This window comes from Ruegeria sp. ABD4_443, assembly GCF_056160865.1.
The window spans coordinates 78,816-91,678 of record NZ_JBSWYA010000002.1; the positions used below are offsets into that span (position 1 = coordinate 78,816).

A 12,863-nucleotide genomic window follows, 5' to 3' on the forward strand; every position below is an offset into this window, starting at 1 on the left:
GGGCCTCAGGCTCGGTCGCAGGTGATCAGCCCTGAACCTTGGTATAGGTCCCCTCGCCCGCCAGAATGCCCTGGAACCCGCCGGGTTCATCCAGGCCGAATACGATCAGAGGCAGGTTGTTGTCGCGCGCAAGCGCGATGGCTGACGCATCCATCACCCGCAGCCGCTTGGCCAGCACATCGTCATATGTGACCGTGTCATAACGGACCGCGTCGGAATGCACCTTTGGGTCCTTGTCGTAAACGCCGTCGACACCGTTCTTGCCCATGAAAATCGCCTCGCAGGCCATTTCGTTGGCCCGCAGCGTTGCGGCCGTGTCCGTTGTGAAATACGGGTTGCCGGTTCCGGCGGCAAAGATGCAGACACGCTTTTTTTCCAGGTGGCGCACGGCGCGACGGCGGATATAGGGCTCGCAGACCTCGTCCATGCGAATGGCCGAAATCACCCGTGTAAACACGCCCACCTCCTCAAGTGCCGATTGCATCCCCAGCGCGTTCATAACCGTGGCCAGCATTCCCATGTAGTCGGCCGTGGTCCGTTCCATCCCCTGGGCCGAGCCGGACAGACCGCGAAAAATATTGCCGCCGCCGATCACCATGCAGATTTCAACGCCCATTTCATGGACCGATTTGACCTCCTGCGCGATGCGCTGAACCGTCGGCGGATGCAACCCGAATCCCTGGTCGCCCATCAGCGCCTCGCCCGAGATCTTCAGCATGACCCGTTTATAAGCGGTTTTGGCAGGGGTAACGGTCTCGGGGGTGGATGAAAGGCTCATGTTGCGCTCCGGGCTGGCACGGGTTTGTTTTCCGGCGCAAAATGAAGCAAAAGCCCAGCATGTTCAATGCGAATGGTCAGGATAAGGCGTCAATATATGGCCGATGACAGCTTAAGCGCGGCCCTGGGTCAGCTTCCTCCGGTTCCCGACGGGAAACCGGTCCTGATTGCCGGGCCCACGGCATCCGGCAAATCCGCGCTGGCGCTTGAGATCGCGGATCGTTTCGGCGGTGTGATCGTCAATGCCGACGCCAGCCAGGTCTATGACTGCTGGCGGGTGATCACCGCCAGGCCATCGGCCCAGGAAGAGGCGCGCGCGCCGCATGCGCTGTATGGCCATGTGGCCTTTGACCAGACCTATTCAACCGGGCACTGGCTGCGCGAGGTGGTGCCGATGCTAACGGGCGGCACGCGCCCGATCATTGTCGGCGGCACGGGGCTGTATTTCACCGCGCTGACCGAAGGCATGGCAGACATCCCGCCAACTCCGCCGGATATTCGGGACAGGGCCGATCGCATGACGCTGGACGATCTGCTGTCGGGGATAGACGCCCGTACCCTGGGCGGGCTGGATGTGCAAAACCGCGCCCGCGTCCAACGGGCGTGGGAGGTCCAACAGGCCACAGGCCGCCCGCTGGCCCATTGGCAGGCCGAAACCGCACCGCCGAAACTGAACCTGCGGGATGCCGTCCCAATAGTTTTCGATGTGGATCGGGATTGGCTGCTGGACCGGATCAACCGCCGGTTCGACCAGATGCTGCAAGGCGGCGCACTGGAAGAGGTCAAGAACATGCGCACCCGGTTTGACCCGTCATTGCCGTCGTGCCGGGCGATTGGTGTGCCCGAACTGACCGGATACCTGGATGGTGAGATGACGCTGGAACAGGCCCGCACGCGGGCCACAGTGTCCACCAGGCAATATGCCAAACGTCAGCGCACCTGGTTCCGGGCCCGCATGCGCGCATGGAACTGGATATCGCGCAGCGGCTGATGTCGCCCTGTGCTGGCAACCGGCCCCTCGTCGGGGTCACGGGCGGCGCAAACCCCTTTGCAAGCAAGGCAAACCGACCGGACCGCAAGGTCCGATCACGTCCCGAGATGTCGCTTTTGAACCTTTAATGGCGAAAACGTACATTGACCTCTCGCCGAATCTGGTGCCGAATAACGCCATGGGGACATAACGAAATCAAAGAACGAACACCCTCGAACCGATCGGCCCGGAACGACTGGCCTGGGTTGGTTCGAACCACTTTCAACGAAAATTCGTGTCACAGGGAGACATAAATGGAAAACGAGACACTGACCGGAACCTCGATGCACTGGGCGGCTGAGATGCATGCCCGCGAGTATCGCAGCGGAAATCTGAGCCGGCGGGAGTTCATGGCGCGCACCACCGCGCTTGGCGTCACCGCATCTGCGGCCTATGGCCTGATCGGCCTGCAGACCCCTGCAGCGGCACAGCAAGAAGTTCCGCGCGGCGGCACCATCCGTTATCAGATGGAGGTTCGCGCCCTCAAGGACCCCAGGACCTATGACTGGACCCAAATCGCGACCTTTACCGCCGGCTGGCTGGAATATCTTGTCGAATACAACAATGACGGCTCGTTCAAGCCCATGCTTCTGGAAAGCTGGGAAAGCAACGCCGATGCGACCGTACACACGCTGAATGTGCGCAAGGGCGTCAAGTGGAACAACGGTGACGACTTCACCGCCGCAGACGTGGCCCGCAATATCGAGATGTGGTGCGATGCGGCGGTCGAGGGCAACTCGATGGCGTCCCGGATGGCGTCCCTGATCGACGAAGGCACCCAAAAAGCCGCCGATGGGGCAATCACCGTGGTCGATGACCACACGGTCAAGCTGACCTGCAACGTACCGGACATTACCATCATTCCGGGCATGGCCGATTACCCGGCTGCAATTGTTCACGGCAGCCATGATCCCAACAACATGCTGGCCAACCCGGTCGGCACCGGTTTCATGCTTCCCGAAAGCCACGAGGTCGGCGTCAAGGGTGTGCTGGTCCGCAACGAAGACCACGAATGGTGGGGCTATGCCGCTGGCAAGGGCGGATATGTCGACCGGATCGAGTTCATTGACTATGGCACCGACCCGGCGGCGTTCCTGGCCGCCTATGAGGCGGAAGAAATCGACATGAACTGGGAGTCGGTCGGCGAGTTTGTCGATATCTTCGACAGCATCGGTCTGACGCGCTCGGAAATCGCGTCGGGTTTCACCATCGTCATTCGCCCCAACCAACTGGCCGAAGACGCCGATGGAAACAAGATCTATGGCGACAAGCGCGTGCGCCAGGCCCTGGCCATGGCCGTCGACAACGAGGTTTGCCTGGAACTGGGCATGTCGGGCTATGGTCTTGCCGCCGACAACTGCCATGTCGGTCCGATGCACCCCGAATACGACTCGGCCATCACTCGCATCCCCTATGATCCGGCGGGCGCCAAGGCGCTGATGGACGAAGCCGGAATGGGCGATTTCGTGCACGAAGTTCAGTCGATCGATGATGACTGGCGCCGCAACACCACCGCGGCGGTCGTTGCCCAGCTCAACGATGCCGGGATTCAGGCTACGCACACGGTTCTGCCGGGCTCGACCTTCTGGAACGACTGGACGAAATACCCGTTCTCGTCGACCAACTGGAACCACCGTCCGCTGGGCACGCAGATCCTGGCGCTGGCCTACAAGTCCGGCGTCGCCTGGAACGAGGCGGGATTTGCCAATGAAGAGTTCGACGCCCTTCTGGCCGAGGCAAATGCAATCGCCGATGTAGACGCGCGCCGCGAAGTGATGGCCAAGCTGCAGGCGATCATGGTCGACGAAGGCGTTGTCATCCAGCCCTATTGGCGGACCGCAATGCGCCATCACCGGGACAACCTGGTCGGTGTCGAAAAGCACATTGCCGACCTGCCGCAACTTTACAAGTTCGGCGTCATTTCCTGACCTCGGGAACAGGCCGCGCCCCTTGGGGCGCGGCTTTGTCGTCCGGACAGGGCGACCATAGGAACAGCGATGCGCAGGACCGCCGAAACCCTGCGCCGGCCGACCAACAGGGGCAAACATGGGACTTTTCATTCTAAGGCGCGTCGGCATCATGCTGGTGACGGCATTGTGCCTGACATTCCTGGTCTTTTTCCTGACCAATCTTTACCCGAACCTCGAAAAGCTCGCCAAGACGCAGGGCAATTTTCGGATGTCGGACGAACAGGTCGCCAGTTTTCTGGAAAAAGGCGGATACCTGCAGCCCGTTCCGGTCAAATACGGCGAATGGTTGGGCGTCCTGCCATCATACAGGCATGTCAACGAGGATGGATCGGTCCAGGGGCGCTGCATCCTGCCGGGGCAGTCCGGTGACGAGGCCCCCAATTACTGTGGCATCCTGCAGGGGTACTGGGGGTATTCCACGGTTTTCAAGGACGAAGTGTCGACAGTGGTGGGAAACCGGCTGGCCCTGACCGGGCGGCTGATGTTCTGGGTCATGTTGTTGATGGTACCTTCGGCGCTGATCCTGGGCGTGCTTGCGGGCATGAAGGAAGGGTCAGCCACGGACCGGACGCTTTCGACATTTGCAATCACCACCACCGCGACGCCTGAATACGTATCGGGCGTGATCTTCATCGCCATCTTCACCTCATCCGCAGTTGGCCTGAAATGGTTCAAGGGTACGGCCACGCAGGCGATGGAAAACCCGACATTCGAGAATTTCTTTCTGCCGGTGCTGACCATTGCGCTTTATGGGATGGGCTATATCGCCCGGATGACCCGCGCCTCGATGACCGAGGTGATGACGGCGCAGTATATCCGCACCGCGCGCCTCAAGGGGGTATCATTCCCCAACATCGTGATGAAACACGCCCTGCGCAACGCGCTGATCGCGCCCTTCACCGTCATCATGCTGCAATTCCCATGGCTGCTGAACGGTGTGGTGATCGTCGAGACCCTGTTCAACTACAAGGGCTTTGGATGGGCGCTGGTGCAGGCGGCGGGCAACAATGACATCCAGCTGTTGCTGGCGATCTCGGTCGTGTCGGTCTTTGTGGTGCTGGTGACGCAGCTGATCTCGGATATCGGCTATGTTTACCTCAACCCGCGCATTCGCATTTCTTAAAGGAGGGTGAGAATATGGAACCATTGACCTGGACCGGCTCTGTCGCCTTCCTGAACCCGCTTCTTCTGATTGCGCTGGCCGTGATGGCCGCGTCCATCCTTGTGTGGATCCTGGCCAGTATCGTGCTGCCGGAACCACAGATGACCGTCAATGCGGACGGCACGCTCAGCTCGTCTTCGGGGCTGCGCAACATGATCCAATCGGTCATGCGCCTGAGCTTTCTGGCCAGCATCGCGCTTGTGGTCGCTTATATCCTTGCTGGCGTTGCCCTGGGCAGCGGCGCGGGCGTCATCGGAGCCATGGCGCAGCAGTTCCTGCCCGTCTGGCTGTCTCTGGTGATCCTGTTTGCCATGTCGATCGCGTTCAAGCGCAAGCTGGGCCTTTATGGCAAGCTGTTTGACAGCCCCATCGGCATGATCGGCTTTGGCCTTGTGATGTTCTGGGTCTTCACCGGTATTTTTGGCGCGATGGATCTGATCATCACCCATGATCCGCTGGATCAGATATCAGGGATGAAGAACAAGGTGCCGGGCACCCCCCTGCCCGGTTCTGAAGAAGGTGCCTATTCCTGGTATCTTCTGGGCGGTGACAATCTTGCCCGCGACGTTTTCAGCCGCATGGTCAAAGGGGCGTGGATCGTTGTTCAGATCGCACCACTGGCGACGATGTTCGCCTTTATGGTGGGCATCACGCTGGGCCTGCCCGCAGGGTATTACGGCGGACGCCTGGATACGCTGTTGTCTTTCCTGGCCAACCTGATCCTGGCGTTCCCGGTGATCTTGCTGTTCTACCTTCTGGTCACACCCGAGATCGTCGCAACCGGCGTGCCCAACTACATGGCCGCGGTCCTTTTTGTCTTTCCGATCATCTTTCTGTGCGTCCTGCTGAATTCGCGTTTCTATACGCGGCCCAGCTTTCGGACGCCGCTGCTGATTGGCGTATTGGGAGTTGCCGCCTGGCTGTATTTGTCGCTGATCTCGACGGATGGGTATGTGATCAACACGGACAGCTACAGCATCTGGGGCCTGCCAACCTATTTGGACCTGTTCGACATTCCCGGCGGCATTCTGGTGGTGTTTGTCTCGGTGGTCTTCGTGAACTCGCCCACGGTTTTCCGGATCGTCCGAGGCCTCGCGCTGGATATCAAGACCCGCGATTATGTGGCCGCGGCCCAGACCCGTGGCGAAGGCCCGTGGTACATCATGCTGTGGGAGATCCTGCCCAATGCGCGCGGCCCGCTGATCGTCGATTTCTGCCTGCGCATCGGCTATACCACCATCCTGTTGGGAACCCTGGGGTTCTTTGGCCTGGGCCTGCCGCCCGAAAGCCCCGATTGGGGGTCCACGATCAACGAGGGGCGCAAGCTCTTGTCGATTTACCTGCACCCTGCCCTGCCACCGGCGCTGGCGCTGTTGTCGCTGGTTCTGGGTCTGAACCTGTTGGCGGATGGGTTGCGGGAAGAAAGCCTGAAGGACTGACGTGACAGCGGCCGGGGGGCCAGCCCCCCGGACCCCCCGGGATATTTTTAGCCAGATGAAGGGGATCCCCCGGACTCTCGCGAGGAGAAACACAGATGAGCAAACTGGCGGATCATGACGGACCTATTCTGGAGATCGACAAGCTGTCGATTTCCTTTTTTACCCGCCTGAGGGAGATCCCCGCCGTGATGGATTTCTCGGTCAGCGTGCGGCCCGGCGAAGCCGTTGGGCTGGTGGGCGAATCCGGGTGCGGCAAGTCCACCGTTGCGTTGGGGGTGATGCAGGATCTGGGCAAGAACGGGCGTATCGTCGGCGGGTCGATCAAGTTCAAGGGCCGCGACCTGAGCGAGATGAGCACCGACGAGCTGCGCGATATTCGCGGCAATGAGATCGCGATGATCTATCAGGAGCCGATGGCCTCGTTGAACCCGGCGATGAAGATCGGCAGGCAGTTGATGGAAGTGCCGATGATCCACGAGGGCGTGAGTGCCGACGAAGCTTATGCCCGTGCGCTGGAGGTCGTCACCGATGTGCGGCTGCCCGACCCCGAGCGGATGCTGAATTCGTTTCCGCATCAATTGTCGGGTGGCCAGCAGCAACGGATCGTCATCGCGATGGCGTTGATGTCGAAACCGTCATTGTTGATCCTGGATGAGCCGACAACGGCTTTGGACGTGACGGTTGAGGCCGCCGTGGTCGAGCTGGTCAAGGATCTGGGCAAGAAATACGGCACCTCGATGCTGTTTATCTCGCACAATCTTGGGCTGGTGCTGGAAACCTGCGACCGGCTTTGCGTGATGTATTCTGGCGAAGCGGTCGAGCGGGGCTCGATCAAGGATGTGTTCGACGAGATGCAGCATCCGTATACGCAGGCGCTGTTCCGCTCGATCCCGCTGCCGGGGGCCGACAAGAATGCGCGCCCCCTGGTGGCCATTCCCGGCAACTTTCCCTTGCCGCATGAGCGCCCACCTGGGTGCAACTTTGGCCCGCGCTGCGATTATTTCGAAGAAGGCCGGTGCGACGCGCAGGACATCCTGATGGAGGCCGTGCCCGGCAATGACCGGCACCATACGCGCTGTTTGAAATTCCAGGAGATCGACTGGAACGCGCCGATCGCGCTGGGTGAGCAGAAAGAAAAGTCCGAGATTGGCCGGACCGTTCTGAAGATGGACAACCTCAAGAAATATTATGAGGTCGCGGCCAACGCCCTGTTTGGCGGCGGCGAGAAGAAGGTGGTGAAGGCCAACGAAACGCTGAGTTTCGAGGCGCATGAATCCGAGACATTGGCCATCGTGGGTGAATCCGGCTGCGGCAAATCCACCTTTGCCAAGGTTTTGATGGGGCTTGAGACGGCCACGGACGGGCAGATCCTGCTGGATAACCGCAATATCGAAGACGTGCCGATTGAAGAGCGCGACGCCAAGACCGTGGGTGAGGTTCAGATGGTGTTCCAGAACCCGTTTGATACGTTGAACCCGTCGATGACCGTGGGTCGCCAGATCATCCGCGCGCTGGAAATCTTTGGCGTCGGGGATTCGGAGGCTGCGCGCAAGCAAAGGATGTTGGAGCTTCTGGATCTGGTAAAGCTGCCCCGCGCCTTTGCGGACCGCATGCCGCGGCAATTGTCCGGCGGTCAGAAGCAGCGTGTCGGCATTGCCCGCGCATTTGCCGGAGATGCCCGTATCGTTGTGGCGGACGAGCCTGTCTCGGCCCTGGATGTGTCAGTGCAGGCTGCTGTCACCGACCTGTTGATGGAAATCCAGCGCGAGCAGAAGACGACGCTGTTGTTCATCAGCCACGACCTGTCGATTGTGCGCTATCTCAGCGACCGGGTGATGGTGATGTATCTGGGCCATGTGGTCGAGTTGGGAACAACCGAACAGGTCTTTGCCCCGCCCTATCACCCCTATACCGAGGCCCTGCTGAGCGCGGTGCCCATCGCGGATACCTCGGTCGAGAAACAGCATATCGTGCTTGAAGGCGATATCCCTTCGGCGATGAACCCGCCGCCGGGATGCCCGTTCCAAACGCGGTGCCGGTGGAAATCCGAAGTGCCCGAGGCACGTTGTGAAACCCATGTGCCGCCCGTTCAGACATTGAAAGACGGCCATCAGGTCAAATGCCACCTGGCAGAAGACATATTGGCGCGTATGGAACCCGTCATCAAAGTGGCGGCCGAGTAGCAGACCGGGCACCCATCACCTTGTGCCTGGCTGAGGCCGGGCCGGTCGGGTGCGTTTGGGGTTACCAGATATCCTGGGACATGGCTCGGCAGGGTTTTACCAATGGCCCAAGCTGTGGGCCAACAGGGTTGCGCCGCGCGGGGATGTCAAACGTGGGTCAACCGCCCCAGATGACCTTCACATAGTTTTGGGTTTCCGCGTAAGGCGGAACGCCGCCGTGTTTTTCAACGGCTTTCGGACCCGCATTATAGGCGGCAAGTGCAAGCCGCCAAGACTTGAACTTGCGATACTGCCAAGACAGGTAGCGCGCGCCGCCTTCGAGGTTTTGTTTGGGGTCATGCGGGTTTACCCCCAACAGCTGTGCCGTTTGCGGCATGAGCTGGGCCAATCCCAGCGCCCCCTTGTGAGACTTGGCGCTTGGGTTCCAGCCGCTTTCCTGCTGAACAAGGCGCAGGAACAGCTCTTCGGGGACGTTGTGCTTGCGGGCGGCCTGCCGGGCCAGGGTCAGGTATTGACCCCGATACTTGCCTGCATACCGCTTGTTGAACTGACCCTGCTCGGTCTTCGGCTTGAGCCGTTCAGAATCGCGGTATTGGCTGGCCGCGCGCGTATCCAGAATCTTGGCTTGTTTTAGGAAAATATCTTTTCGGTTCTTGGTGGACAGGACGTCCGCCGCAACCACATTCGATACTACCGCAAGGCATATCGCACTGAAACAACCAACCAGAAATCGCATTCAAGCCAATCCCGCTCGTTAAGCAACCAGACGGAGTATAGGTATTTCAGGCAGAAATGAAAACATGGTAAAGATTGGCGGAGGTTTTCTTGCGTGGCGCGGTGGTCATCAACTCTGTTTTAACCATGGCACAGGCCGTATAGGGTCACCAAGGATCAAGGCGTCAGATTCGGGCGCAACCAAGTCAGAAAAGAACGAGGAATTACATGGCGGGCTCAGTCAACAAGGTCATTCTGGTGGGCAATCTAGGACGCGACCCCGAGGTGCGATCGTTCCAGAACGGTGGCAAGGTCTGCAACCTGCGGATTGCCACTTCGGAAAACTGGAAAGACCGGAACACGGGCGAACGCCGCGAACGGACCGAGTGGCACTCGGTCGCGATCTTTTCCGAACCTCTGGCGCGCATCGCGGAACAATACCTGCGCAAGGGATCGAAGGTCTATATCGAAGGCCAGCTTGAGACCCGCAAATGGCAGGATCAGAGCGGACAGGACAGGTATTCGACCGAGGTCGTGCTGCGCCCGTATCGGGGCGAGTTGACCCTGTTGGACAGCCGCGGTGAAGGCGGCGGTGGTGGCGGCGGCGGATATGGCGGCGGCCAGGCGGGCGGCGGTTACGGCGGCGGCGATCCATACGGGGCACCGTCAAGCGCACCGGCACCGGCATCGGGCGGGATCGACGACGACGAGATCCCGTTCTAAGGCAACCGGAGAAATGTGATGACATGGTCCTTCTCGATCGGCCGGATATTCGGCTCGGAGTTGAGGGTCCATGTCACGTTCTTCCTGCTGCTGGCCTGGGTCGGGTTTGCCGCCTATTCCGATGGCGGCTGGGCTGCGGCGGTTGATAATCTGATTTTCGTACTGGCCTTGTTTGGCTGCGTGGTCGCGCATGAATTCGGCCATGCGCTGATGGCCCGTCGATACGGCATCAGGACCCCGGACATCACGTTGTTGCCCATCGGCGGGCTGGCGCGCCTGGAACGCATGCCGGAAAACCCGATGCAAGAGGTTCTAGTCGCGCTTGCCGGGCCTGCGGTCAATATCGCCATCTGGCTGCTGCTTGTTGCACTGGGCGCCGGAATGAACGCCGAGGCACTGGCCCGGGTCGATCAATCAAATGCGGATCTTTTGGGCAGGCTGGCCTATGTGAACCTGTTCCTGGCGGTGTTCAACCTGATTCCCGCATTCCCGATGGATGGCGGTCGGGTGTTCCGCGCGCTGCTTTGCATGAAAATGGACAGGGTCAGGGCAACCAGGATCGCGGCCATTGGCGGGCAGATCGTGGCGGTGGCCCTGGGGTTCCTGGGGCTGACCATGGCAAATCCCATACTGGTTCTGATCGCCGTGTTCGTCTTTGTCGCCGCAAATGCCGAAAGCCAGGATGTCGCCCTGCGGTCGGTCGCCCGCAGCGTTTTGGCCCGCGATGCGATGATCACCGAGTTCCATGCGCTGACACAGGTCGATACGCTCAACACCACGGCAAGGGCCGTGATCCAGACCACCCAGCACGAGTTTCCGGTGCTGGACCCCGATGGCGTGCTGTTGGGGTTTGTCACGCGGAACAAGCTGTTTGCGACCCTTGCCAGCGACCATCCCAGGTCCGAGCCGGTCACCGAAATCATGGACAGGGACATTCCGCAGGTGGCACTGACAACCGGCCTCGAGGCGGTTTTGAACGCGCTGGGGAACGGGGCACCGGCCGTTGCCGTCTGTACACGCGCCGGCGTGATGGTCGGCTATATCACCCGCGAAAACATCGGTGAACTGATGGTGATCCGAGGGCGCTGAAGGCGGTTCGGATCACCGCGCCGCCAGGGCATCCGTCAACACCGACATGACCGCGTCGCGCGGCACATCCGAGGTCACGAACGCCTCGCCGATGCCGCGTGCCAGAATGAACCTGAGCTGCCCGTCCACGACTTTTTTGTCCTGGGCCATCAGGTCGATCAACGCCTCGGCGCCCGGCAGATCTCCGGGGATGTCCGCCAGGTCGGTTTTCATTCCCATCGCGCGCAGATGCGCACGCACCCGGCTGGGGCTTTCCTGCGAACACAGGCCTAGGCGGGCCGACAGCTCGAACGCCATCGCGCATCCTATGGCAACCCCTTCACCGTGAAGCAGGCGATCGGAATACCCGGTCGCCGCCTCAAGCGCGTGACAGAAGGTATGGCCAAGGTTCAGCAAGGCGCGGTCGCCCTGCTCGGTCTCGTCGCGTGCAACGATATCGGCCTTCATCTGAACCGACCGGGTAACGGCCTGAACCCGCGCCGCCATATCGCCGGATGCCAATGCCGTGCCGTTGACTTCCAGCCATTCGAAAAAGGCGGCATCGCCCAGAAGGCCGTATTTGACCACCTCGCCATACCCGGCCAGAAAATCCCTGGCGGTAAGCGTCCCCAGGACCGACGTATCGGCCAGAACCAGCGAGGGCTGGTGAAACGCGCCGATCAGGTTTTTGCCCTGCGGTGCGTTGATCCCGGTCTTGCCCCCGACCGAACTGTCGACCTGCGCCAAAAGCGATGTGGGGATCTGCACGAACCGCACGCCCCGGCGCAGCACTGCTGCGGCAAAACCGGCAAGGTCGCCGATCACGCCGCCGCCCAGGGCCACAACGACGTCCCGGCGTTCGACCTTTTCGGACAACAGCCATTCGACCGCGCGCTCGAACTGGGGCCAGCCTTTCGTCGCCTCACCCGCAGGAAGGGCCAGGGCGCTCAACTCGATGCCCGCGGCGGACAATCCTGCCCGCAACCCCTCAAGATGCAGCCCCGATACGGTTTCATCAGTCAATACGGCAACACGCGGGCGATGCAGAAGCGGGGCGATGTAATGCCCGGACTGCGCCAAAAGGTCGGGGCCAATCTCGACCCGGTACGCGCGTTCGCCCAGGTCCACATTCACGGTCTGCTGCATTTACTTTCGTTCCAATACATCCGGGCGCGTCACCAACGCGGCAACCACCCTGTCCACCATTTCTTCGATTGCAGAGTCGCCGTCGGACTCCACCACCAGATTTGCCTGCGCATAGACCGGCACACGATCCCGGTACAGATTCCGCAGCGTTGCGTGCGGGTCGGCCGTCCGCAACAGCGGGCGGGTATCCTTGTGGCGCACCCTGTTCCACAGCACCTCAAGGTCGGCCCTGAGCCAAACCGAGACCCCCCGGTCCGAAATCATCTGCCGGTTTGCCGCGTTCAGAAACGCCCCGCCCCCCGTGGAAAGAACGCCTTTTTGTTCATCAAGAAGCCGGGCGATGACCTGGCTTTCCTTGGCCCGGAAAAACGCCTCGCCGTCGCGTTCGAATATCTCGGGGATGGTCATGTTCGCGGCCGATTCGATCTCGGCGTCGCTGTCGAGGAACGGAACGGACAGGCGCGCGGCCAAAGCCCGGCCAACCGCCGTTTTCCCGGCGCCCATCATACCCACCATTACAACGGTTTTGTGCAAGTCAAAGCCCAGCACATCATCCGCGACCGGCCCGTTATGCTTAATTTCGCTCATTTCACCGTGAATGACGTGATCTTGGCAAAAATGCCAGTTATAACTTGGCCAAAATCGAAAATT

General features: G+C 60.6%; 11 protein-coding genes. 7 read left to right on the plus strand and 4 right to left on the minus strand.

What is annotated here, in order from left to right; all coding sequences use genetic code 11:
* Nucleotides 1-25 precede the first annotated feature (25 nt).
* Nucleotides 26-778: a UMP kinase gene (gene pyrH / locus ACXAG8_RS04490; protein ID WP_475222536.1), complete on the minus strand. Its 753-nt coding sequence runs from the start codon at nt 776-778 to the stop codon at nt 26-28.
* 96 nt (nt 779-874) lie between these two features.
* On the opposite strand from pyrH, the gene miaA reads away from it, so the two are divergent.
* The 5 genes from miaA to ACXAG8_RS04515 all read left to right on the plus strand — a co-directional run bounded on the left by miaA (nt 875) and on the right by ACXAG8_RS04515 (nt 8,561).
* Nucleotides 875-1,768, plus strand: a complete 894-nt coding sequence (gene miaA / locus ACXAG8_RS04495; RefSeq protein WP_475222537.1) for a tRNA (adenosine(37)-N6)-dimethylallyltransferase MiaA — start codon at nt 875-877, stop codon at nt 1,766-1,768.
* Between the two features lie 293 nt (nt 1,769-2,061).
* On the plus strand, nt 2,062-3,735 hold the full coding sequence (locus ACXAG8_RS04500) for an ABC transporter substrate-binding protein (protein WP_475222538.1): 1,674 nt from the start codon (nt 2,062-2,064) through the stop codon (nt 3,733-3,735).
* A 118-nt stretch (nt 3,736-3,853) separates the two neighbouring features.
* Nucleotides 3,854-4,900, plus strand: a complete 1,047-nt coding sequence (locus ACXAG8_RS04505; RefSeq protein WP_475222539.1) for an ABC transporter permease — start codon at nt 3,854-3,856, stop codon at nt 4,898-4,900.
* A gap of 14 nt (nt 4,901-4,914) precedes the next feature.
* Nucleotides 4,915-6,378, plus strand: coding sequence for an ABC transporter permease (locus ACXAG8_RS04510; RefSeq protein ID WP_475222540.1), 1,464 nt, complete (start codon nt 4,915-4,917; stop codon nt 6,376-6,378).
* A 95-nt stretch (nt 6,379-6,473) separates the two neighbouring features.
* Entirely contained in the window at nt 6,474-8,561 is a 2,088-nt protein-coding gene (locus ACXAG8_RS04515) for a dipeptide ABC transporter ATP-binding protein (protein ID WP_475222541.1), read from the plus strand.
* Nucleotides 8,562-8,718: 157 nt separating this feature from the next.
* Here the strand turns inward: ACXAG8_RS04515 and ACXAG8_RS04520 are convergent, their stop codons facing one another.
* Nucleotides 8,719-9,297, minus strand: coding sequence for a lytic transglycosylase domain-containing protein (locus ACXAG8_RS04520; RefSeq protein ID WP_475222543.1), 579 nt, complete (start codon nt 9,295-9,297; stop codon nt 8,719-8,721).
* 206 nt (nt 9,298-9,503) lie between these two features.
* On the opposite strand from ACXAG8_RS04520, the gene ssb reads away from it, so the two are divergent.
* On the plus strand, nt 9,504-9,998 hold the full coding sequence (ssb, locus tag ACXAG8_RS04525) for a single-stranded DNA-binding protein (RefSeq protein ID WP_475222544.1): 495 nt from the start codon (nt 9,504-9,506) through the stop codon (nt 9,996-9,998).
* Nucleotides 9,999-10,016: 18 nt separating this feature from the next.
* A complete protein-coding gene (locus tag ACXAG8_RS04530) occupies nt 10,017-11,087 on the plus strand; it encodes a site-2 protease family protein (protein WP_475222545.1) in 1,071 nt (356 codons plus the stop codon).
* 12 nt (nt 11,088-11,099) lie between these two features.
* On the opposite strand, the gene aroB is transcribed toward ACXAG8_RS04530, so the two are convergent.
* Both aroB and ACXAG8_RS04540 read right to left on the minus strand, forming a co-directional pair.
* Nucleotides 11,100-12,212 (minus strand): 3-dehydroquinate synthase, encoded by a 1,113-nt coding sequence (gene aroB, locus ACXAG8_RS04535; protein ID WP_475222546.1) that lies wholly within the window; start codon nt 12,210-12,212, stop codon nt 11,100-11,102.
* On the minus strand, nt 12,213-12,800 hold the full coding sequence (locus ACXAG8_RS04540) for a shikimate kinase (protein WP_475222547.1): 588 nt from the start codon (nt 12,798-12,800) through the stop codon (nt 12,213-12,215).
* Between the last annotated feature and the right edge of the window lie 63 nt (nt 12,801-12,863).

Excerpts from the sequence above, each read along its gene's own strand:
- pyrH (WP_475222536.1), bottom strand. The coding sequence starts at position 778 with ATGAGCCTTTCATCCACCCCCGAGACCGTTACCCCTGCCAAAACCGCT.
- miaA (WP_475222537.1), top strand. The coding sequence starts at position 875 with ATGGCCGATGACAGCTTAAGCGCGGCCCTGGGTCAGCTTCCTCCGGTT.
- ACXAG8_RS04500 (WP_475222538.1), top strand. The coding sequence starts at position 2,062 with ATGGAAAACGAGACACTGACCGGAACCTCGATGCACTGGGCGGCTGAG.
- ACXAG8_RS04505 (WP_475222539.1), top strand. The coding sequence starts at position 3,854 with ATGGGACTTTTCATTCTAAGGCGCGTCGGCATCATGCTGGTGACGGCA.
- ACXAG8_RS04510 (WP_475222540.1), top strand. The coding sequence starts at position 4,915 with ATGGAACCATTGACCTGGACCGGCTCTGTCGCCTTCCTGAACCCGCTT.
- ACXAG8_RS04515 (WP_475222541.1), top strand. The coding sequence starts at position 6,474 with ATGAGCAAACTGGCGGATCATGACGGACCTATTCTGGAGATCGACAAG.
- ACXAG8_RS04520 (WP_475222543.1), bottom strand. The coding sequence starts at position 9,297 with ATGCGATTTCTGGTTGGTTGTTTCAGTGCGATATGCCTTGCGGTAGTA.
- ssb (WP_475222544.1), top strand. The coding sequence starts at position 9,504 with ATGGCGGGCTCAGTCAACAAGGTCATTCTGGTGGGCAATCTAGGACGC.
- ACXAG8_RS04530 (WP_475222545.1), top strand. The coding sequence starts at position 10,017 with ATGACATGGTCCTTCTCGATCGGCCGGATATTCGGCTCGGAGTTGAGG.
- aroB (WP_475222546.1), bottom strand. The coding sequence starts at position 12,212 with ATGCAGCAGACCGTGAATGTGGACCTGGGCGAACGCGCGTACCGGGTC.
- ACXAG8_RS04540 (WP_475222547.1), bottom strand. The coding sequence starts at position 12,800 with ATGAGCGAAATTAAGCATAACGGGCCGGTCGCGGATGATGTGCTGGGC.